This window comes from Streptomyces sp. NPDC041970, from assembly GCF_055588985.1.
This window is the reverse complement of record NZ_JBVJCD010000004.1, coordinates 33,986-55,329: the sequence shown is the minus strand read 5'-3', so window position 1 is coordinate 55,329 and position 21,344 is coordinate 33,986. Positions and strand designations below refer to the sequence as shown.

Here is a 21,344-nt window from a genome sequence, read left to right as displayed (position 1 = left end):
TTTTTGTGGGGGCAAGCAGAAGATCCCGAAGGGAAGCAAATCCGCGGCCCCCCCCCCCCCCCCCCCCCCCCCCCCCCCCCGCGTCGGGCCCCTCCCGCCGCGGGGCGGGCGGCGGTGGTGGCGGCCTCGTCCACATGGTGGGCGGGACCGAAGATTTTACCCGCGCGGTCCCGTCGCGCCGCCGGGCGGTCCCGCGGCGCCGCACCCGGAGTCAGGGCTGCTGGGGGCCCTCTTGACAGCCTCGGCGGGCGCGGGCGCGAGCGCGCCCGTCCCCCTTCGGAGACATGTTCGACGCTGGTCTGGACCTTGACAGGTCCAGACCAGCGTCGTTGAGTGTCGGTCACCCCCACGGCGGCGCACGGCCGGACGTCGCGCCGCGTCTAAGGAGTGATCCCGTGATCCGACGCGTCATGAGTCTGCTCGTCGCGCTGGGCGCGCTCGTCGCCACGCTCGTCGTGCTCCCCGCCACCACCGCGCAGGCCGCCGCCTGCGCCGCGGCCTGGAACTCCTCCGCCGTCTACACCAACGGCGGCTCGGCCTCGTACAACGGCCGCAACTACACCGCCAAGTGGTGGACCCAGAACGAACGGCCGGGCACCTCCGACGTCTGGGCGGACCAGGGCGCGTGCGGCACCGGCGGCGGCGACGACGGCGGCCAGACCAACGGCTTCGTCGTCAGCGAGGCCCAGTTCAACCAGATGTTCCCGAACCGGAACCCCTTCTACACCTACAGCGGTCTGACCGCCGCGCTGAGCGCCTACCCGGCCTTCGCGAAGACCGGCACCGACGAGGTGAAGAAGCGGGAGGCCGCGGCCTTCCTCGCCAACGTCAGCCACGAGACGGGCGGGTTGGTCTACATCAAGGAGATCAACGAGGCGAACTACCCGCACTACTGCGACGCCACCCAGTCCTACGGCTGCCCGGCCGGCCAGGCCGCCTACTACGGCCGCGGCCCCATCCAGCTGAGCTGGAACTTCAACTACAAGGCCGCCGGTGACGCGCTCGGCATCGACCTGCTCAGGAACCCCTACCTGGTCGAGCAGAACGCCTCCGTGGCCTGGAAGACCGGCCTGTGGTACTGGAACACGCAGAACGGCCCCGGCACGATGACCGCCCACAACGCCATCGTCAACGGCGCCGGCTTCGGTGAGACCATCCGCTCCATCAACGGCGCGCTGGAGTGCAACGGCGGCAACCCGGCGCAGGTCGAGAGCCGGGTCAACAAGTTCACCCAGTTCACCCAGATCCTCGGCACCACGGTCGGCTCGAACGTGCGCTGCTGACCCCGCGAACCCCACCGCGTACGGGGGGTGCGTCCGGCTCACGCCGGGCGCACCCCCCGTACCCGTCGAGGCGGCGGGACCCCGGCTCACGCCTCCGCGCGTTCCGGCGCCGCCGGGCACTCGGGTCCGCCCTGTGCGGGCGCGGCGTCGCGCAGTGGCCGGCGCGCCCAGAACAGCAGCGCCAGCACCCCCGGCTCGTCCTGACCCGGTTTCTCCAGGCGGAGCCGCGCACCCCCTGACGGCCGTCCCCGGCAGGCGTGAGCGGTCGGGGACGCCCCCGCCTCCGACAGCCGGCGGCCGGGCCCCGGACGGCGTGTCCGGGACCCGGCCGCCCTGGCCTCACTTCGTGAAGATGAAGTACTTCCAGGCCCCGTGCGTCGTGGAGTTGACGCTGTCACCCGAGGACTCGTTGACGTAGCTGGACCGCACCCGCATCTTGTAGCCCGTCTCGTGCGGGCCCGCCAGCGTCACGATCGAGACGCCCTTGGAGCCGAGCGCGAAGTAGCCCTCGCCCGCGTCGTACCACGTGCCCTGGTAGTTGAGCTGGAGCGTCAGCCGCTGCGCACGGCCCTTGTGGTAGGTCATCTTCGTGGTGAAGACCGGGTTCTTCTTCTTGCTGTAGTACGCGTACGGCGTCTTGCCGATCTTCGCCGTCTTGTACTGCTTGGAGAGGGTCGTGGAGACCTTCACCTGCGCGTACGCCGTCGACTTGACGGACGCCGGGGCGTACCGGCCGTCCCCGGCGAACACGGCCGTGACCGTCGTGTCGCGCGCCATGTCGACGGTGACGGACAGGTTGCCCTTGGAGTTGACCTTGGCGCGCTTGACCAGCTTCTTCGGCTTGTCCGCGCCGAAGGGGTCGGCCCACAGCTCGACGACCCGGTTCTTGTACGTCTTGCCCAGCGTGGCGGTGAAGGAGAGGTCCTTGCCGTACGTGTGCAGGGAGTTGTGCCGGTTCAGCTTCATCCAGGTGCCGGCCCGCGAGACCGTGACCACGTCGGAGCCGGAGGAGGCGGTGTGCGTGGCGTCGCCCGCGTAGACCGCCCGGTACGTCACCTTGCCGCCGGTGGGCGGGGTGTCGGCGAACGAGAACGAACCGTCGGACTTCAGCGCCGCCGAACCGAGCGACCTGCCCTTCGGCGCCTCCATGTCGGTGCGGACGACCGAGACCTTGGCGCCCGCCGGGAACGCCGTGGGCGCCCCGACCTTGCCCGTGATGGTCAGCTTCTTCGCCCGGTCGGCCTTGGCCGGGGCGAACAGCTTCAGCGCGGTGACCGCCTTCGACGGGTCGGTGAGGACGCGGAAGCTGCGGATCCCGTCGCTGTTCGTCGTGACGGCGAACAGCCGGCTGGCGTCCGGGGCCCACGAGAGGCCCCCCGAGTCGAGCCTGTCGGCGCCGTGGCCGGAGCCGTCGTCGGTCCCGGTGTCGGGGAAGTCGTAGGTGCGGACGGCCTTCGCCGCGCCCTTCGGGTAGATGTACACGTCCCGCTCCCACGGGCCGGCGACGCCCGCCGCGACCGTCCCGTTGGGGGCGATCTCCACGGCGACGGGGAACGTGGCGGACGCGTAGGGCTTCTCGGCGCTCAGGTCGGACGTCCGGTACACCTGGTGGTGGGGCGGTGACGTGCTGCTCGCGGTGACGAGCCGCTTGCCGTCCGGGGTGAGCGCCAGGTCCTTCAGGTTGATCGCGTCGCTCAACCTGAAGGCGGTCCGGGCGGGGGTGCCCGAGGCCACGTCGTACACGGCCAGGGGGGTCGGGTTGTGGTTCTCGATGGCGGCGGCCAGCATCCCCGGCGCGCCGGGCGTCGAGTCCAGGTGCGGGGCGATGTTCCACAGGCGGTCCGGTTCCTGGCCCAGGGCGACCACGGGCTCCGCGCCGGACAGGTCCAGCGAGCCGATGTTGCCCTTGCCCTCATGTCCGTACCCGAACCAGAGCTTGCCGCCCGCGAGCGCGGGGTGCGACGGGTAGGTGCCCTCGCCGGTCGGGTAGCGGGCGGACTCCCTCAGCGTGGCGGTGTCGACCGCCACGATGGCATCGGCCTTCGAGACCGCCACGTAGAGCGTGCCGGAGTCCGGCGACAGCTCCAGGCCCCACGCGCCCGGCAGCGCCGGGAGGGTGGCCGTGACCTTGCCCGTGTAGTCGGTGACCAGGAGCTTCCCGTTGACCGAGTCGCTGATGAAGACCTGCTGGTGTACGCCGTCGGTGACGATGTCGCCCAGGGACGCCATGGGAAGGAGTCTGCTGCTGTCGGCGGCGGCGGGGTTCGCCGCTCCGCCGACCAGGACCACGGAACTGAAGAGGACCGCGAGCGCTGTCGCGGTCGAGATTCTGCGCGTGCGCACAGTTGCTGATACCCCCACGGTATGAGAAGGGGCCGCGTCGCCCTGGGATGAGAGAAACGTCGGGGCGCGGCCCGAACCGCAGATTAATGCATGGCCGAAACACTGGGGGACCAATTTCGTGCGGGAGGGGCCGGGTTCGGCGTCCGGCCCGCCGCCGGGGCCGCGCGGGCCCGGTCACCGCACGCGGGTGTAGGTCAGGCTCTCGCCCGATCCCATCGCGGTCCGGCGCAGCGAGCCGTCCGGGAGCAGGGTCAACTCGGTGGGCCTGCCGGGGGAGCAGGAGGTGGCCGGCGCGCCCGAGGTGACGCTGGAGGGTCCGATGCGGACCGGGCCGCCCGCGGGTGGTCGGGACGCCAGGTGCGCGGTGAACGCGCAGCGGTACGTGGAACCCGACGCGAGGGGGCCCTGGGCGGTGAGGGTGAGCACCGGGTCCCCGACACGACCCTGACGGAGCGTCAGGACACGGCGGGCGGTGCCCCGGTCGGTGGGCAGGGAGCCGGACCAGGTGCCCACGTACGCGGGGGGCAGGGCGCCCGCGCCGCGCTTCCGCCCCTGCTGCCCGCCCGTGCGGTCCGTCGTTCCGGCCGTGACGGAGGGGCCGGGGGAGGCGGTCGGCCCCGCGCCCCGGCCGCTCAGGAACGCGTGGACGGACCCGCCGGCCCCCAGCGCGACGACCACGGCGACGGCGACGAGCGCGACGGTCGCCCCGAGGGGGCGGCGCTCGGGGGCGGGCGGCGGGGGGAGCGTGAAGTACGGCGGGACGACGGGCTGTTGGGAGCCGGGCCCGTACGGCGGATGGTGCTGCGGGTACGGGTGGGGCTGCGGCGGCACGACGGGCCGGACGGCGGCCGGGGCGACGGGCCGGGCGGGGGTGGTCGGCGGGGCCGGGGGCGCTGCGCCGGCAGGCTCCGTGACCCCGTACGGGCCGAGTCCGGCGGGTCCGGTGTGGCTGTACGGGCCGGGGGGTCCGGCGGGTTCGGTGTGGCCGTACGGGCCGGGGGGTCCGGTGTGGCTGTACGGTCCGGGTCCGGCGGGTCCGGTATGGCTGTACGGTCCGGCGGGTCCGGCCGGTCTCGCGGGGGTGCTCGGGTCTGCGCCGTCCGGCGCGTCCCCCGCGCCTGCCGCGTCCCCTGCGTCCGTCGCGCTTCCCGCGTCCGGCGCGTCCCCCGCGTCCCCCGAGGCCGCCGCGTCCGTCGCGCCTGCCGCGTCTCCCGCGCCCGCTGTGTCCGTCGTACCCGCCGTGGCCCGTATGCCCGCCGACGCCACCGGGTCCTCGGTGTCGAGCAACCCCGCCGCCTGGCGGCCCAGTTGGGCGAGGAGCGTGCCGGGCAGCCAGGGCTCTTCGGCCTCACCCCCGCCCAGCCGCTCCAGTATCTCGTCCGTACCGGGGCGGGCGGACGGGTCCTTCGCCAGGCAGTCCCGGACGACGGCGGCCAGGGCTCCGGGTACCCCGGTCAGATCGGGGTCCTCCTGGGCTATCCGGAACATCAACGCGTGCGCCCCGCCGCTGTCGGCCGTACCGAAGGGCAGGCGGCCGGTGGCGGCGTACGCGAGGACGGACCCCAGGCAGAAGACGTCGCAGGCGGTCGTCACGCGCTCGCCGCGCACCTGCTCGGGGGCCATGAAGCCCGGCGACCCGATGAGCACGCCGGTGCGGGTGAGGTCGCCGTCCGGTACGGAGTCCAGGGCGCGGGCGATGCCGAAGTCGATGACGCGGGGGCCGTCGACGGTCAGCAGGACGTTGGAGGGCTTGAGGTCCCGGTGGACGAGCCCGGCCCCGTGGATGTGCCGGAGCGCGCGGGCGAGCCCGGAGCCGAGGAGCCGTACGGAGCGGTCGGGCAGCGGCCCGTACGCCCCCGCGCCCCCGACCGGTGCGCCGGGGCGGCCGGAGACGACGCGCTGGAGGGAGGGCCCGGCGACGTAACCGGTGGCGACCCAGGGGACGGGGGCCTCGGTGTCGGCGTCCAGCACGGGCGCGGTCCAGGCCCCGCCGACCCGTCGCGCGGCGCGGACCTCCTGGCGGAAGCGGGCGCGGAACTCGGCGCGTTCGGCCAGCTCGCGGCGGACGAGCTTCAGGGCGACGGTGCGTCCGCGCTCGGAGCGGGCCAGGAACACCTGGCCCATGCCGCCTTCGCCGAGGCGGCCGAGGAGGCGGTACGCACCGACGCGGTGCGGGTCATCGGGCCTGAGCTGGTCCATGGTGCGCGTCCTCCCCGGTGCGTCCCCCGCGGCCCGCACGAGGATAACGCCGCCGCCCGGCGGACGACCGACCCGCGGGCCCCTGTGTACGACACCTGTCCGGAGCGGCCGGTTCCCCTGCGGGCGGCCCCTGGCCGCGGCGGGGACCCGCGTTCGCCGCTGCACCGCACCCGGCAGGGCCGCCCGACCCGACACCCTGCCGACCCGCGCACGCCCCGCGCCATACAAGGTGGCCATGGAGACGGCCCCCGCCGACCCCTACGCTCGCCGCATGACCCCTCATCCCCCTGCCGCCCCGTACGTGGACCCCGCCGCCGGTGCGGCCGTGAAGGCCGCGGACCGCGCGCACGTCTTCCACCCCTGGTCCGCCCAGGACCTCATCGACCCGCTCGCCGTCGCCGGCGCCGAGGGGTCCCGGTTCTGGGACTACGAGGGCAACCGCTACCTGGACTTCAGCAGCGGTCTCGTCTACACGAACATCGGCTACCAGCACCCGACCGTGATCGCCGCCATCCAGGAGCAGGCGGGCCGGCTCGCCACCTTCGCGCCCGCGTTCGCCGTCGAGGCGCGCTCCGAGGCCGCGCGCCTCATCGCCGAGCACACGCCGGGCGACCTGGACAAGATCTTCTTCACCAACGGCGGGGCGGAGGCCGTCGAGAACGCCGTCCGCATGGCCCGGTTGCACACCGGCCGCGCCAAGGTGCTCTCCGCCTACCGCTCGTACCACGGGGCCACCTCCACCGCGATCAACCTCACCGGCGACCCGCGCCGTTGGCCCTCCGACAACGGATCGGCGGGCGTGGTCCGCTTCTGGACGCCGTTCCTCTACCGCTCCCCCTTCCACGCGACGACCGAGGAGGAGGAGTGCGCCCGCGCACTCCAGCACCTCACGGACACTCTCGCCTTCGAGGGGCCGTCCACCGTCGCCGCGATCGTCCTGGAGACCGTGCCGGGGACTGCGGGCATCATGCCCCCGCCGCCCGGTTACCTCTCCGGGGTGCGCGAGATCTGCGACCGGTACGGGATCCTCTTCGTGCTCGACGAGGTGATGGCCGGATTCGGCCGCACCGGCGCGTGGTTCGCCGCCGACCACTTCGACGTGGTGCCGGACCTGCTGACCTTCGCCAAGGGCGTCAACTCCGGTTACGTGCCGCTCGGCGGCGTCGCCATCAGCGCGGAGATCGCCGCGACCTTCGCCACCCGTCCCTACCCCGGCGGCCTCACCTACTCCGGCCACCCGCTGGCCTGCGCCGCCGCCGTCGCCACCATCGGCGTGATGGAGGACGAGCAGGTCGTCGAGCAGGCGGCCCGCATCGGCGAGACGGTCCTCGGCCCCGGCCTGCGCGAACTCGCCGAGCGCCACCCCTCGGTCGGCGAGGTCCGCGGGCTCGGCGCCTTCTGGGCGCTGGAGCTGGTCCGCGACCGGGAGACCCGCGAGCCGCTCGTCCCGTACAACGCCTCGGGCGAGGCCAACGCCCCGATGGCGGCCTTCGGGGCGGCGGCGAAGAAGCACGGACTGTGGCCGTTCATCAACATGAACCGGACCCACGCCGTCCCCGCCTGCAACATCACCGAGGCGGAGGCCAAGGAGGGGCTGGCGGCCCTGGACGCCGCCCTCTCGGTCGCGGACGAGCACACGGTGTAGGCCGCGCCCGCCCCACGGAGGGCGCGCACGCCCCGTACGCGCACGGCCCCGTACGCGTACGCCTCGCACGCGCACGCCCCAGCGCGCACGCCTCGCGAAACCGCGGAAGCGTGCGTGCACCTCCGTACGCGCAAGCCCCCGCGCACGTACGCCCGTTCGCGCCGCGTACGCCCTGCGCGCCGCGCACGCACCCCCGCTCCGCGCACACCGTGTAACCGGATGTCCTTGTTCCGTGCGCGATCGGGCCCTCGTGCGGCCCCGCCGTGCCCGGAAACGGGCACGGCGGCGACCCTGGCTTAAGGTGACCCGGACTGACAGTGAGCCCGGCCGGGAACCACCGGCGCACGGGGACCGACGGGAGGGGCCGGTATGCGTCGGAGCGGAGGTGTGACCCGCAGTACCCTGCGCCAGCAGATCGCTGACGCGCTGCGAGACGAGGTGCTCGCCGGGCGTCTGCCGCCGGGCCGGGAGTTCACGGTCAAGCAGATAGCCGAGCAGTACGGGGTCTCCGCGACCCCCGTCCGCGAAGCCCTCTTCGACCTCTCCGCGCAGGGGCTCCTCACCTCCGACCAGCACCGGGGTTTCCAGGTCCGGGAGTACACCGTCGCCGACTTCCGGGCGATGGCCGAGGCGCGCGCCCTCATCGTCGAGGGCCTCTTCCGCGACACCGACCGGGTCGCGGTCCGGCCCGAGGGCCTCGCCTCGATCCGGCGGCGGGCCGCGGAGGCCGCCCGCGCGGCCAGGGGCGGCGAACTCGACGTGCTGATCGGGTACGACCTGCGGTTCTGGCGCGAGCTGGGCGGGTTCGTCCGCAACCCGTACATCGCCGACTTCCTCACCCGACTCCGCGTCCAGGCTTGGGTGTTCGCCGTGCACCGGCTGCGCGGCGAGAGCCCCGACGAGAACCTGCTCTGGTTCGGCCACGAGGAGTTGGTGGAGGCCATCGCCCGCGGCGACCACGACCAGGTCCACGCCGTCCTGCGCTCCTACTACACGCACGCCCTCGACTGGGCGGACCGCCTGGAGGCGCGGTGACCGGCGCCCGGCGGGACGCGGGGGACCCAGCGCCCGCCTGAGCCCCGCCCGCCCGGAGCGCGTCCGGCCCGAAGACCCGCCGGGGCACTGTGCGCGGGGTTCCGCCCGCATTACGCTGGTCGGACGATCGCCCGACCCGTTGGAGAGCGAGACTTCGTGGCCTGTGACCTGTGGCTGGTCCCCCTCGTCGACGTGCTGTGCCACAGCGCCGACAACCCGTTCGCCGAAGAGATCGCCGTCTACGACAAGGCGCTGAACGACGTGGGGCTGCCGCCCGTCCCCGTCTACGCGTACATGCCCGGCCTCAACGGAGAGGTCGCCCCCGTGGCCGGCTTCGACTACGAGGCCCTGCACCTCCTGCGCCGCGCCTACCTGCTCCGGCTGAGCGGGCTCGCCGTCACCCCGGTGACCGGCCTCGACAGCGAGTACGAGCGGTTGCTGGAGATGTTCGAGCAGGGCGCGCAGCAGTCGCACCTGGTCTGGCACTACGACCACGCCGGGGCGTACGTCCCGGTGGACTTCCCCGTTCCGCTCTCCAACGACGCGCTCCTGGCCGGCGGGGGCCCGCTGGGCTCGTCGTACGGGCTGCTGCGCGAGCTGGAGTTCGTCGCGCCGTCCATCGGCATCGACCCGACCAACCCGCCGCCCGCCCCGCTGCCGCCGTCCGGCCCCACCGAGCTGGAGGAGCCGTCCCGGTCGCTGCCCTACGACGACAGCCCGTTCGCCCGTGAACGCCATGTCTGGCTCGGCCTGCACGCGGCGGCGACGCGCAGCCTGGCCCAGGGATCGATGATCATCTTCAGTTGACCGGCCCCGGCCGGGGCCATCCGGAACCGCCGGGGGCGGATCGCGGACCCCCTGGGGCCGAGCGGACCCCCTGGGGCCGACGAGGGCCGACCGGCCCCGTCACTGCCTCCCCGGCCTCCCCGGCCATCGTCCGCCGCGCTCGGCACCCCGCCGCGCTCGCCGCGCTCCGCGCCCGTCGCATCGCACGGCGGCCGCGGACCGAAGGGAAGGCCCCGGCCCGCTGCTCACCGGGGCGACTCCGGGGGCCGCTGGCGCGGCATGTTCGGGCGGGCCGCCACCGAGGGCATCGAGAACCGCCCCGGCGCGGCCGACTCACTGCGCCCGCCGGCGTTGCCGCTGAGGAGGGCCTGCATCCCCATCGGGGCGGGCCCCGCCCGGAACTCCACCATCCAGTCCGCCGTCTCCGACCGCACCAGCTCGGTGACGTCCTCGGAGAACCGCCGCAACACCCCCAGGCACCGCTCCGCGGCCTCGCTGGCCGTGCCCTCGGTCGGCCCGAGCATCTCCCGTACGCACTCCGAGGCCCAGTCGAACTGGAGCGCCTGGACCCGCCGCTGGACGGCCTGGGCCGTCGCCAGATCTCTTATCCAGCCCGAGGTGAGCCCGAAGAACCGGTCGCACGCCATGCAGGCGGCGCCCAGCAGCAGCGACAGATAGCCCCACCCGGCCGAACCGCTCAGCACACCGGTCAGGTCGAACAGCGGCAGGGCGGCCCCGGCCACCACCCCGGCGGCGGTGCCCGTCCGCAGGGCCCTGGCCCCCCGGCGCTTGCCGACCCGGTCGTGGAGATACCAGTGCGCGGTGTTCAGGGCGCCGGCCTCGACCCAGCGGTAGAGCTCGTCGAGCCGTTCGGCCGGCTCGCCCCAGTCGCCGAGGGGGAAGGGGCGCGCGGTCAGATCCCGGCCCCCGCCCCCGGAACGGCTCCCGTCGCCTCGGGCGTCCGTCACGGCCCCGGCAGCGGAACGTTCCCCTCCGTTTTCACCGGAACCTTCACCGGAACCCGCACCGGATTCTTTGCGGGGCGGCCCCTCGGGCTGCATCTCCGGCTGACTCACCGGGGCACTCCTCTGCACTCTGACGGACGGGACGGACGTGTCGGGCTTCCCGGAGCTGGCTCGGGGAGGGCGGGGCGGTCCGCACGGCCGACGACCCTCGCGGGTAACTCTGCGTCACCGACGATGTGCGCACGTGTACCGGTGCACATGCCCTTCCTACCGCCGAATGGTGGGCCGCGGGGACGAAAACGCGGGATTTCCGACTGTGCGGGGCCGCTGGTCAGGTATAGGAGTCATCACGGCGGTTCCGGAATCTCACCCGAAAGAGTTGGCCCCCGGTGGGTGGAGCGCGCCGACCGGGGAGCACGTAGGCTCGGCGTACCGAAACATTTGTCGTCGAAATGCCAGGAGTGACCGTGATTCCCGGTGGTGGCCAGCCCAATATGCAGCAGTTGCTCCAGCAGGCCCAGAAGATGCAGCAGGACCTCGCCACGGCTCAGGAGGAGCTGGCGAGGACCGAGGTCGACGGACAGGCGGGCGGAGGCCTGGTGAAGGCCACCGTGACCGGTTCCGGCGAGCTGCGCGGCCTGGTGATCGACCCCAAGGCGGTCGACCCCGAGGACACCGAGACCCTCGCGGACCTCGTCGTCGCGGCCGTGCAGGCGGCCAACGAGAACGCGCAGGCGCTCCAGCAGGAGAAGCTCGGCCCGCTGGCGCAGGGACTGGGCGGCGGCGGCATCCCCGGCCTGCCGTTCTGACCCCACCGGGCGGCCCCTGCCATCGGTGCCGGGGGCCTACTGGTACCGACCCGTACCCACTACGGTACGGAGCAGGAAGCGAAGAGAGGCGTTCCGTTGTACGAAGGCGTTGTTCAGGACCTCATCGACGAACTGGGCAGGCTGCCCGGCGTCGGTCCCAAGAGCGCGCAGCGGATCGCCTTCCACATCCTGCAGGCGGAGCCGACGGACGTCCGACGGCTCGCCCACACCCTCCTGGAAGTCAAGGACAAGGTCCGCTTCTGCGAGGTGTGCGGCAATGTCGCGCAGCAGGAGCAGTGCGGGATCTGCCGGGACCAGCGCCGCGACCGGAGCGTCATCTGCGTCGTGGAGGAGCCCAAGGACGTCGTCGCGATCGAGCGGACGCGGGAGTTCCGGGGCCGGTACCACGTCCTGGGCGGGGCCATCAGCCCCATCGAGGGCGTCGGCCCGGACGACCTGCGCATCCGCGAGCTGCTGGCGCGTCTCGCGGACGGCTCCATCACCGAGCTGATCCTCGCGACCGACCCCAACCTGGAGGGCGAGGCCACCGCGACGTACCTGGCGCGGATGGTCAAGCCGATGGGGCTGAGGGTGACCCGGCTGGCCAGTGGCCTGCCCGTGGGCGGCGACCTGGAGTACGCCGACGAGGTCACCCTGGGCCGCGCCTTCGAGGGGAGGCGGCTGCTGGATGTCTGACGCCTGCGCCGCGCCCCTGCGGTCCCGTCCGTTCGCCGTTACGGCCCACTCACCGTCCGAGACCGCGCCCACGGGAGGTCCCCTCGATGTCTGACGCCACGCTGAACTCCGTCACGCACGATCCGGGCGACTTCGCCGTCCAGATCGCGGACCAGATCAAGACCTTCATCGTCGCGGTCACCGAGGTGTCCAAGGTCGACGAACCGGAGGAGGCCGTGCCGGTCCTGCTCCTCCAGGTCTCCCAGCTCCTCCTGGCGGGCGGCCGCCTGGGCGCGCACGAGGACGTCCTGCCCGACGAGCGCTACGAGCCGGATCTCGGGGCGGAACCGGACGCGGACGGCCTGCGCGAGCGGTTCGCGGCGCTCCTGGAGCCGATCGACGTCTACTCCGAGGTCTTCGACCCGTACGAGCCCCGCAAGGCCCCGGTCCCGCACCGCATCTCCGACGACCTCGCGGACCTGGTCACCGACCTCGGCCACGGCCTGGCGCACTACGAGGCCGGCCGCACCGCCGAGGCCCTGTGGTGGTGGCAGTTCTCGTACTTCTCGAACTGGGGCTCCACCGCCTCCGCCGCGCTCCGCGCCCTTCAGTCCCTGGTCGCCCACATCCGCCTGGGCCAGCCCCTGGCGGAGCTGGACGGCCTGGACATCGACCAGGATCCGGGCGAGGCCGACCTCGCGGAGGAGGCGGGCCGCGTGATGCTCCAGGAGATCGCGGGCCCGCTGGGGCTGCGCCCGGTGAAGTAGGGCGGTCTCGTTCGGGTCGTGCCGGGCTCGGGCTCCCCCGTATGAGGCGGAGGGCCTCGCGCGGACCACGCCGGGCCCCGCTCCCTCTGCCGCGCCCGCGTCCGCACGCACCGGCCCCGCTCCTCGGTCCGGTCTGGTCCAGGCGGAAGATCCTGGGCCGGGGCGGCCCGAACCGCCGTGCAATGACGGCCCTTGACCTCGACCATGCTTGAGGCGTGAGGCTCGTGCTGTCGGACCGACCGGCACCGCAGCGCGAGGAGTCCCGCATGAGCACCTCATCCGCCCCCACCGCCCCCACCGTCCTCGGGGTGTCCGCCCCGCAGGAGGACGTCGACGCCATCGTGGCGTTCGTGGCCGCCGTGCAGCACGCCCAGCGCGGCGCGCTGCCCGAGGCGTTCCTCAGCGGCTTCCGCGAGGACGCGATCTGGACCACCGCCCACGGCAGGAGGCTGACCGGCCTGCCGGAGATCGGCGCCTTCACCCGCAGTGTGCTCCCGGCGTCGGCGGACTCCCCGGTGACCGCCGCGTACACGGTCGACCTCATCCTCTTCATCCGCCCCGACGTGGCCGCCGTGAAGATCCGCCAGCGCCCGGTCACCCGTGGCGGAGAGCCGCTGGACGTGATCTTCCGGGGGGTGGAGGACCCCGCCGAGCTCATCGCGTCCCGGCCCGAGGCGATCCCCGGCTCCCCGACCTACGTCCTGGCCAAGGACGACGGGGTCTGGCGCATCGCGGCGGGGCAGAACACGTTGGTGATCGACGCGGAGTCGCTGGCGGCCGTCTGACCGGGCTCGTCTGACCGAGTCCGGCTGACCGGGCCCGGCTGATCCGGCCCGGTCGGCGGGGCGACGGGGGTCCGCTTCGGCCTCCCGCCGCCTCCGTGCGTCACCGCTGCCCCCCCTTGGGCCCCGCCCCGCCCCGCATCGCCGCACCGGTCCCGCCCCGCATCGCCGCAGGTCGGCCCGGAGCTCAAGCCCCGAGCGGCGAGCCCCGCGCCCCGAGCCCTCTTCTGGGGAATGGGTGGTCAGGTTCAACCCACCCACCCTCCCTCCCCGGTTCCGACCTGCGCCGACGGGGCGGCGGATGACGTTTGGTGACCGGGTTGCGTCGGAGCGTGCGCACGCTCTATGTTCACGAACAGCAACCCACTATCCGAAAAACGGACGACCCCGGCGGTGCTACCAACACCAACCGGGGTCTGGCCGTACGAGATCGAGGAAGAGTCGATCCCCCATGGTTACCGCCCACATTAGTGCTGCCCTGCGCGCTCCCGCCCACCCCATGGCGAAAGCCGGGTACGGCAAGCGCCTCGCTCCCGACCAGGCCCCGCCCCGCGCCGCCGACTTCGCCGGCCTGGAGCCGCGCGAGGCGGCCATCGCCGCGTACATCGACCGGCTCCCCGAGGGCGCCGCGATCGGCTACAAGGTGCTGGCGGAGGAGTTGCCGGACTACGGGCAGCAGGCGTGCCGCAGCGCGCTGGACCGGCTGACCGGGGCCGGCCACCTGCGCCGGATCAAGGTGCACCTCACCATGGCGGACGGCCAGATGCGGTGGGTGACGCGTACGTACTTCTCCCGGACCGCCCGCGACGCCGACTGGTGGGCCGCCTACGTGCGGTTCATCCGGGGCGTGGACGCGCCGGGCCAACCCCCGGCCCCGGCCCCGGCGCACGCCCCTGCGACCCCTGCCCCGGCGCACGCGCTCGCCACCCCCGTACCGGCGCACGCGCCTGCCGCCGTCCGCGCTGCGGCCCCCGCTCCCGTGCACGTCTCGGCCGCCGTTCACGTGCCCACCGCCGGGCGGGAGCCCGAGTCGGAGCCCGGCGTACGCGCCCCGCGCTCGGAGGCGTACGGCGTCCTCGCCGGGCTCGGCGGCCGCGAACCCCGGCTCCAGCTCTCCGAGGGGGAGTGCGTGGAGCTGGAACACCTGGTCGGGGAGTGGCTGGCGCGCGGCGTCGGCCGCGAACAGATCACCCAGGTCCTCACCTCGGGCCTGCCGACGCCCGTGCACTCGGCCGGGCGCTTCCTTCGCAAGCGACTGGAGAGCAAGATGCCGCCGACCCCCGCCCCGCTGCCGGAGCAGGACCACCCGCGCGAGCAGGTCGTCGCCGCCGTGATGGTGTGCATGTTCTGCGACGAGGACGAGACGACGACCACCCTGGACCAGGGGGTCTGCCCCGACTGCCGCGCCGACATCGCCCGCGACGAGGCGAACGGCCTGAGCGGCGACGTACCGGACACCTTCCTGGCCCGGCCGCGCACCGGGGTCGACGTCGCCGCCCGGATGGCCGAACTCCGCTCGGCCACGGGCCGTCCCTCCCTCCCCGCTCCGAGGCCGCGCCGCTGAGCGACCGGCCGAGCGGCCGGCCCGGCGGCACGCCGACGGACGCCCCCGGCTCGCGCGTACCGGCCGGGGGGTGTGGGCTGGACCACAAAAAGGAGTGCGCTACTCCGGTATGGGCAGCAGCCCCGTACGAGCGGTCCGGGCCGACACGCCGTACCGGGTAGTGAGCGGGATATCTCACCATCTGGTAGGGACGGGTCGATTCCGGGCTGCTCGTTAGACTGAGCCGACCGCAGTAATGACTGAGCGAGGAGCGCACGTGGGCCTTGTCGTGCAGAAGTACGGAGGCTCCTCCGTAGCCGATGCCGAGGGCATCAAGCGGGTTGCCAAGCGAGTCGTCGACGCCAAGAAGAACGGCAACCAGGTGGTTGTCGTGGTGTCCGCGATGGGCGACACGACGGACGAGTTGATAGACCTCGCCGAGCAGGTGTCTCCGATGCCTACCGGCCGCGAATTCGACATGCTGCTGACCGCCGGCGAGCGCATCTCCATGGCCCTGCTGGCCATGGCGATCAAGAACCTGGGCCACGAGGCCCAGTCGTTCACGGGCAGCCAGGCCGGTGTCATCACCGACTCGGTCCACAACAAAGCGCGCATCATCGACGTCACTCCGGGCCGCATCCGGACCTCGATCGACGAGGGCAACATCGCCATCGTCGCGGGGTTCCAGGGCGTGAGCCAGGAGGGCAAGAACATCACCACCCTCGGCCGCGGCGGGTCGGACACGACCGCGGTCGCGCTGGCCGCCGCGCTGGACGCCGAGGTCTGCGAGATCTACACGGACGTCGACGGCGTCTTCACCGCCGACCCGCGCGTCGTGAAGAAGGCGAAGAAGATCGACTGGATCTCCTTCGAGGACATGCTGGAGCTGGCCGCGTCCGGTTCCAAGGTGCTGCTGCACCGCTGCGTCGAGTACGCACGCCGTTACAACATCCCGATCCACGTCCGCTCCTCCTTCTCCGGACTGCGCGGAACCTGGGTCAGCAACGAGCCGCAAGGGGACCAGAAGGTGGAGCACGCGATCATCTCCGGAGTCGCCCACGACGTCTCGGAGGCCAAGGTCACCGTCGTCGGCGTCCCGGACAAGCCGGGGGAGGCGGCCGCGATCTTCCGCGCCATCGCCAACGCCGAGGTCAACATCGACATGGTGGTGCAGAACGTCTCCGCCGCGTCGACCGGGCTGACGGACATCTCCTTCACCCTCCCCAAGGCCGAGGGCCGCAAGGCCATCGACGCCCTGGAGCGGACCAAGGGCTCCATCGGCTTCGAGTCCCTGCGCTACGACGACCAGATCGCCAAGATCTCCCTGGTCGGCGCGGGCATGAAGACCAATCCGGGCGTCACGGCCGGCTTCTTCGAGGCGCTGTCCGACGCGGGCGTGAACATCGAGCTGATCTCGACGTCCGAGATCCGCATCTCGGTGGTCACCCGCGCCGACGACGTCAACGAGGCCGTGCGCGCCGTGCACACCGCCTTCGGGCTCGACAGCGACTCCGACGAGGCCGTCGTCTACGGAGGCACCGGCCGATGACCGCGCACCGCCCTTCGCTCGCGGTCGTCGGTGCGACCGGGGCGATCGGCGGTGTCATGCTCCGCATCCTCTCGCAGCACGCGGATGTCTGGGGCGACGTCAGACTCGTCGCCTCGCCGCGCTCGGCCGGCCGCAAACTGGTCGTGCGCGGCGAGGAGAGCGAGGTGCTCGCCCTCACCGAGGACGTGTTCGACGGCGTCGACGTGGCCCTGTTCCTGGTGCCGGACGAGGTGTCCGCCCGTTGGGCCCCGCTCGCCGCGTCCAAGGGCGCGGTCGTCATCGACGACTCGGCGGCCTTCCGGCTCGACGAGGACGTCCCGCTGGTCGTCCCGGAGATCAACCCCCACGCCGCGCGGCTCCGTCCGCGCGGCATCGTCGCGTCCCCGAACTGCACCACGCTGTCGCTGATCGTCGCGGTCGGCGCGCTCCACGCCGAGTTCGGGCTGCGCGAGCTGATCGTCTCCTCGTACCAGGCCGTCAGCGGCGCGGGCCGCGACGGCGTCGCCGCCCTGCGCGAGCAGTTGTCGCTGGTGGCCGGTACGGAGCTGGGCACCCAACCCGGCGACGTACGCCGCGCCTTGGGCGACGGCCTGGGCGCCCCCGAGAGCCGGGCGGGCGACGGGTTCGGGGGCGGCGCCGGAGCCGTCGCCGGGTCAAGGGCGGGTCTTGGCACCGGTTTCGGGGCCGGTTTCGGCTCGGGGGGCGGGCTCGACGGCGGTTCGCGTTCCGGTCTCGGGACCGGAGCGGGGCGCGGGTCCGGTCTCGGGTCGGGGTCCGGGTCCGGGAAGAGCCCGTTCGCCGCCCCCGTCGCGCTGAACGTCGTGCCCTGGGCCGGTACGGACGCCGGGGACGGCTGGTCGTCCGAGGAGATCGCCATCCGCGAGGAGTGCCGCAAGATCCTGGACCTCCCCGCCCTCAAGACCACCGCCACCTGCGTGTACGTCCCCGTCGTCGCCACGCACTCCATGTCCGTCCACGCGCGGTTCGAGAGCGAGGTCACCGTCGACCGGGCCCACGAGATCCTCGCCACCGCTCCCGGCGTGGTGCTCTTCGACAGCCCCGCCTCCGGTGACTTCCCCACCCCGTCCGACGTGGTGGGGACCGACCCCACCTGGGTCGGCCGGGTCCGGCGCTCGATGGACGACCCGCACGCCCTGGAGATGTTCCTCTGCGGCGACAATCTCCGTAAGGGCGCGGCTCTGAACGTGGCGCAGATCGCCGAATCCGTGGCCGCCGAATTCCCCCGCAGCTGATCGGACCCGTTGGGCGGGCCGGTGAACGCCCGCTGGGCGAATCGCTGGCCTGAACCCCTTGAGCTGGGACATTGTCGTATCCGACGATGATGTCCCGGCCCACTGCAACCGCATGGCGGACGGGCGGCGTCTATGTCCTCACTTCTTGCGGGGCCGGGACGCCATGACGGGGCATTTGGGGAAGAGCAGGTGCGTATGAGGGCATGTCGCACAGCGCCGAACGGGGCGCCGGCCGCGTACAACCCTGGCGGGGAGCAGCGTGTCCAACAGGCGTGGCAGAGGTTCTCGACATCACAGTGGTGGGCCCGTTGCGAGGCGCGCCGGTGCGCCCGCTCCGGAGGCCCCGCGCGCCCGGCGGTATGCCGGTGATCGCGCCCATGCCCGCCGCGCGTACCGCCCGGTTGCCCGTGCAGCGCGGGAGCGCTGACGAGGCGGTGGCGGCGGGGACCACGGTCGACCACCTCACCGAGACCTACCGTGCCCACTACCGCTCGCTGCTCGGTCTCGCGGCCCTGCTGCTGGACGACACCGCCTCCTGCGAGGACGTGGTGCAGGAGGCGTTCATCCGCGTGCACTCCGCGCGCAGCCGGGTCCGCGAGCCCGAGAAGACCCTCGCCTACCTCCGCCAGACCGTGGTCAACCTCTCGCGCTCCGCGCTGCGCCGCCGCATCCTCGGGCTGAAGCTGCTCTCCAAGCCCATGCCGGACATGGCGAGCGCGGAGGAGGGCGCGTACGACCAACTGGAACGGGACGCGTTGATCAAGGCGATGAAGGGCCTCCAGCGGCGCCAGCGCGAGGTGCTGGTCCTGCGGTACTTCGCGGACATGACGGAGGTCCAGGTCGCGGAGACGCTGGGCATCTCGCTGGGTTCGGTCAAGGCGTACGGCTCCCGTGGCATAGCGGCGCTGCGCGTCGTCATGGAGGCGCAGGCATGAGCGGGCCCGAGCACCGGCCCGACTGCCGGCACGAGGAGGACCCCACGGGAGACGGAAGGATGAACGACAGGCCGCAGAAGTCCCCGCACACCGATCCGGCCCGCCCGCACGGCGACGGCTGCCGCGCCGGGACGGGCGCGGAGTGCGCGGACGCGGGCACGGGCGGGGAGGCGCGTACGGAGGCTGAGGCCCCCGGGACCACGGCGGGCGTCCCCCCCGGGCCGCGGGGTCAGGCTCCGGCGGGCACGCTGACGGACCTCTTCGCGGGCGGCCGCGGCGCGTCCGCGCCGAACGAGTTCGCCGAAGCGGACCTGCGCCGCCTGCTGCACGGCGCTGTGCGCGGGTTGGAGCCCTCGCGGGGGACCCTCGACCACCTGCACCGCGCCGTCCCGGCCCGCCGGGCCAAACGGCGGCAGGCGGTCGTCGGGGCGGCCGCCGCGGCCCTGCTGATCAGCACCGCCGTCCCCGCGTTCGTCCACGTGGCGACCTCGGACGGCTCGTCCACCGCGCACCCCGCCATCGCGGGCCACGGCGAGCAGGCCCAGGGCGGCAACGGAGCCGAAGCCGGCCCCCAGGAGCCCGGCGAACGGCCCGCACAGCCCACCCAGCGCGAGAGCGAGGGCCTCGCGGGCGAACCCGAACCGTCCCGCAGCCCGACCCCCGGCCCAGGCCGCGACCCCGAGGCCACCGTGACGGCCACGCCGTCCGCCTTCCCGCGCGACAGCTTCACGGCCGTCACCTTCTGCGAGCCGGACCAACTCGGGGTGCGGTCCGCGGAGACCGATGCGCCGGACGGCGACGGCACGGTCTACGGCAGCTTCAGGATCGCCAACGTCTCCGCCGAGGAGTGCATGGTCGGCAGCGGCGGAACCGTGGGCTTCACCGCCGTGGGCGCCGCCGACCCGTTCAGGATCGACGTGGTCCAGCACGCACCGGGAGACGCGGCCACCGGCCTGCCCGACCCGGCGCTGGAACACCCCATGGTGGTGCTGAAGCCGTCCACGGCGTACGAGATCCGGTTCGCCTGGGTGCCGTCCGACCCCTGCCCGACCATCGGCCCCTCACCCACCCCGACCCCGACGGTGGACAGCGGCGGGGCCCCGGTGGGCGAGGGCGCCGGACCGTCCGGCGCCGACACGCAGACCCTGCCCGACGACGGCGGAGACACGGCGGCCGGCAGCATCGCCGTGACGCACACCCCCGAATCGGGCGCGCCCACAGCGGAGACGACCATCACCAACGCCTGCACGGGCACGATCTACCGCACAGGCCTCCTCCCCCCACCCTGACACCCACCCACCGAGGTGACCCCGCCGAGGGGGGCGGGGGGCCCGGCGGGGGCTGCCAGTTCGGCCCCCTCCAGAGGTGCGTGGGCCCACCGGCTCCGGCTACGCCTCCGAGACTTCCGACGCCGTCGGAGCCGGAGCCGGAGCGGAAGCGGGGGCTGGAACGGGCGCGGGGGCCGTAACCGCAGCCGGCCCCGGAGCCGCAGCCTCGCCGGCCGACGCGTCGCGGGCGGCCGCCGAACCCTCGGCGCTCGACGCCCCGGCACGCCCCGCCCCGCTCGCCGGACCGTCCGGGTCCGACCGGCCGTCCACGCTCACCGGGCCTTCCGGGACGAGGCCGAGGGCGACGTCGCGGGCAGCCTCGGCCTCGCGGCGGACCAGGCGGAACCACATGAAGAGCACGAAGCCGGCGAAGACGAACCACTCACCCGTGTACCCCAGGTTCTGGAAGGCCTTCAGGTCCAGGCCGGTACCCGGCGGGGCCGCCGCGGGCACCGGCTTCATCGCACCGCCCGCGCCCCCGGCCTCGCTCTCGGGAAGGGTCACCCAGGCGTCGTACACGTCGTACGGGACGAGGTTCACCAGGGTCGCCGCGCTGATCATGCCGAGCTGGCCCTTGGGCAGTCCGCCCCTGACGTCGACACCGTCGCTGTGCGCGCTCTCCGACGCTTGGAGGTCACCGGTCACCGTGACCTCGCCCTGCGGCGCGGCCGGTACACGGGCGCTGCTCGCCTTGCCGGGCAGCCAGCCCCGCACCACCGGCAGAGCCTTGCCGCTGTCCGTGCGCAACAGGTTCAGGACGTAGAAGCCCTGGCGGTCGTCCAGCTCACGACCGGGCACCAGGAACTGGTCGGCGTACCTCCCCGTGGCGATGGCCGGGCGGCCGGACGTGACCTTGTCGACGGGCAGTAGTTCGTCCAGGGGTTTCGCGGCCCGCGTGCTCGGATCGGGCTGCTTCTCCGCCTGTTCGTGCGACTGCACACGGTCCTCGAAGCGGCCGAGCTGCCAGGTGCCCATGAACACGCAGAACGGGATGGCCAGCACGACGAAGAGGTTGATCCCCCACCACCGCGGGGTCAGCAGGAACCGGTACACCCCTCCACGGTACGGTTCCCCGCTCCGGTCGACCGGAGCGGGGTCCACCCCTTATCCCTCCCTTACGCCCCCGTCCGGCCCTTCCACGCTCGCGTTCTCCCCCTTCGGTACCGCCATCCGGCCCCACCGCACCAAGGCCCGCCCCCGGCGCGTCGGCACCCCCGCGCCGGTCCGCCTTCGGCGCGTAGGCCCCACCGCGCCGAAGCCCCCCCCGGCACCCAGGCCTACCGCTCCGAAGCCCACCCCCGGCGCCCAGGCCCACCGCGCCGGTCCCCCCCCCGGCACACCAGCCCCCACAACCCCGGCCCGCCCCCCGGCGCGTCGGCACCCTCGCGCCGGTCCGCCTTCGGCGGGTGGGCACCCCCGCGCCGGCCCGCCCGTTGTGCCTCGGCCC

16 protein-coding genes and 1 pseudogene are annotated in these 21,344 nt (G+C 73.5%); 13 read left to right on the top strand and 4 right to left on the bottom strand.

The window, feature by feature from the left end; all coding sequences use genetic code 11:
* Positions 1–395: 395 nt before the first annotated feature.
* Positions 396–1,283 (top strand): glycoside hydrolase family 19 protein, encoded by an 888-nt coding sequence (locus ACZ6EJ_RS03790; protein ID WP_469264329.1) that lies wholly within the window; start codon positions 396–398, stop codon positions 1,281–1,283.
* A 339-nt stretch (positions 1,284–1,622) separates the two neighbouring features.
* On the opposite strand, the gene ACZ6EJ_RS03785 is transcribed toward ACZ6EJ_RS03790, so the two are convergent.
* Both ACZ6EJ_RS03785 and ACZ6EJ_RS03780 read right to left on the bottom strand, forming a co-directional pair.
* Positions 1,623–3,626: an Ig-like domain repeat protein gene (locus tag ACZ6EJ_RS03785; RefSeq protein WP_469264327.1), complete on the bottom strand. Its 2,004-nt coding sequence runs from the start codon at positions 3,624–3,626 to the stop codon at positions 1,623–1,625.
* Positions 3,627–3,800: 174 nt separating this feature from the next.
* The gene (locus ACZ6EJ_RS03780) at positions 3,801–5,825 is read right to left on the bottom strand and encodes a serine/threonine-protein kinase (RefSeq protein WP_469264325.1); all 2,025 of its coding nucleotides are present in this window, start codon (positions 5,823–5,825) and stop codon (positions 3,801–3,803) included.
* A gap of 271 nt (positions 5,826–6,096) precedes the next feature.
* Here ACZ6EJ_RS03780 and ACZ6EJ_RS03775 point away from each other — a divergent pair, with 271 nt between their 5' ends.
* The 3 genes and pseudogenes from ACZ6EJ_RS03775 to ACZ6EJ_RS03765 all read left to right on the top strand — a co-directional run bounded on the left by ACZ6EJ_RS03775 (position 6,097) and on the right by ACZ6EJ_RS03765 (position 9,312).
* Positions 6,097–7,470: an aminotransferase class III-fold pyridoxal phosphate-dependent enzyme gene (locus ACZ6EJ_RS03775; protein ID WP_469264324.1), complete on the top strand. Its 1,374-nt coding sequence runs from the start codon at positions 6,097–6,099 to the stop codon at positions 7,468–7,470.
* A 369-nt stretch (positions 7,471–7,839) separates the two neighbouring features.
* A pseudogene (locus ACZ6EJ_RS03770) lies at positions 7,840–8,502 on the top strand (GntR family transcriptional regulator); the annotation flags it as partial.
* Between the two features lie 159 nt (positions 8,503–8,661).
* Positions 8,662–9,312: a hypothetical protein gene (locus ACZ6EJ_RS03765; RefSeq protein WP_469264322.1), complete on the top strand. Its 651-nt coding sequence runs from the start codon at positions 8,662–8,664 to the stop codon at positions 9,310–9,312.
* Between the two features lie 224 nt (positions 9,313–9,536).
* Here the strand turns inward: ACZ6EJ_RS03765 and ACZ6EJ_RS03760 are convergent, their stop codons facing one another.
* A complete protein-coding gene (locus ACZ6EJ_RS03760; protein ID WP_469264321.1) occupies positions 9,537–10,367 on the bottom strand; it encodes an SLATT domain-containing protein in 831 nt (276 codons plus the stop codon).
* A gap of 356 nt (positions 10,368–10,723) precedes the next feature.
* Here ACZ6EJ_RS03760 and ACZ6EJ_RS03755 point away from each other — a divergent pair, with 356 nt between their 5' ends.
* The 9 genes from ACZ6EJ_RS03755 to ACZ6EJ_RS03715 all read left to right on the top strand — a co-directional run bounded on the left by ACZ6EJ_RS03755 (position 10,724) and on the right by ACZ6EJ_RS03715 (position 19,858).
* On the top strand, positions 10,724–11,065 hold the full coding sequence (locus tag ACZ6EJ_RS03755; protein WP_469264506.1) for a YbaB/EbfC family nucleoid-associated protein: 342 nt from the start codon (positions 10,724–10,726) through the stop codon (positions 11,063–11,065).
* Positions 11,066–11,161: 96 nt separating this feature from the next.
* The gene (gene recR / locus ACZ6EJ_RS03750; protein ID WP_469264319.1) at positions 11,162–11,761 is read left to right on the top strand and encodes a recombination mediator RecR; all 600 of its coding nucleotides are present in this window, start codon (positions 11,162–11,164) and stop codon (positions 11,759–11,761) included.
* An 86-nt stretch (positions 11,762–11,847) separates the two neighbouring features.
* Positions 11,848–12,507 carry a DUF5063 domain-containing protein gene (locus ACZ6EJ_RS03745; protein WP_469264318.1) on the top strand — a complete coding sequence of 220 codons (660 nt, stop codon included), beginning with the start codon at positions 11,848–11,850 and terminating at the stop codon, positions 12,505–12,507.
* 266 nt (positions 12,508–12,773) lie between these two features.
* Complete coding sequence (locus ACZ6EJ_RS03740; protein WP_469264317.1) at positions 12,774–13,292, top strand: SgcJ/EcaC family oxidoreductase; 519 nt, start codon at positions 12,774–12,776, stop codon at positions 13,290–13,292.
* Between the two features lie 448 nt (positions 13,293–13,740).
* Positions 13,741–14,853, top strand: a complete 1,113-nt coding sequence (locus tag ACZ6EJ_RS03735; RefSeq protein WP_469264315.1) for a hypothetical protein — start codon at positions 13,741–13,743, stop codon at positions 14,851–14,853.
* Positions 14,854–15,109: 256 nt separating this feature from the next.
* Entirely contained in the window at positions 15,110–16,381 is a 1,272-nt protein-coding gene (locus ACZ6EJ_RS03730) for an aspartate kinase (protein ID WP_469264314.1), read from the top strand.
* Positions 16,378–17,634: an aspartate-semialdehyde dehydrogenase gene (locus ACZ6EJ_RS03725; protein ID WP_469264312.1), complete on the top strand. Its 1,257-nt coding sequence runs from the start codon at positions 16,378–16,380 to the stop codon at positions 17,632–17,634. Before ACZ6EJ_RS03730 ends, ACZ6EJ_RS03725 begins: the two co-directional genes overlap by 4 nt.
* Positions 17,635–17,906: 272 nt before the next feature.
* Entirely contained in the window at positions 17,907–18,569 is a 663-nt protein-coding gene (locus tag ACZ6EJ_RS03720; RefSeq protein WP_469264311.1) for a SigE family RNA polymerase sigma factor, read from the top strand.
* Positions 18,566–19,858, top strand: coding sequence for a hypothetical protein (locus tag ACZ6EJ_RS03715; protein ID WP_469264309.1), 1,293 nt, complete (start codon positions 18,566–18,568; stop codon positions 19,856–19,858). The genes ACZ6EJ_RS03720 and ACZ6EJ_RS03715 overlap by 4 nt, the downstream gene beginning before the upstream one ends.
* 99 nt (positions 19,859–19,957) lie before the next feature.
* Here the strand turns inward: ACZ6EJ_RS03715 and ACZ6EJ_RS03710 are convergent, their stop codons facing one another.
* A complete protein-coding gene (locus ACZ6EJ_RS03710; RefSeq protein ID WP_469264307.1) occupies positions 19,958–20,950 on the bottom strand; it encodes an SURF1 family protein in 993 nt (330 codons plus the stop codon).
* Between the last annotated feature and the right edge of the window lie 394 nt (positions 20,951–21,344).

What these genes read in the sequence shown, in the direction of transcription:
- ACZ6EJ_RS03780 (WP_469264325.1), bottom strand. Translation starts at nt 5,825, where the DNA reads ATGGACCAGCTCAGGCCCGATGACCCGCACCGCGTCGGTGCGTACCGC.
- ACZ6EJ_RS03775 (WP_469264324.1), top strand. Translation starts at nt 6,097, where the DNA reads ATGACCCCTCATCCCCCTGCCGCCCCGTACGTGGACCCCGCCGCCGGT.
- ACZ6EJ_RS03745 (WP_469264318.1), top strand. Translation starts at nt 11,848, where the DNA reads ATGTCTGACGCCACGCTGAACTCCGTCACGCACGATCCGGGCGACTTC.
- ACZ6EJ_RS03740 (WP_469264317.1), top strand. Translation starts at nt 12,774, where the DNA reads ATGAGCACCTCATCCGCCCCCACCGCCCCCACCGTCCTCGGGGTGTCC.
- ACZ6EJ_RS03735 (WP_469264315.1), top strand. Translation starts at nt 13,741, where the DNA reads ATGGTTACCGCCCACATTAGTGCTGCCCTGCGCGCTCCCGCCCACCCC.
- ACZ6EJ_RS03725 (WP_469264312.1), top strand. Translation starts at nt 16,378, where the DNA reads ATGACCGCGCACCGCCCTTCGCTCGCGGTCGTCGGTGCGACCGGGGCG.
- ACZ6EJ_RS03715 (WP_469264309.1), top strand. Translation starts at nt 18,566, where the DNA reads ATGAGCGGGCCCGAGCACCGGCCCGACTGCCGGCACGAGGAGGACCCC.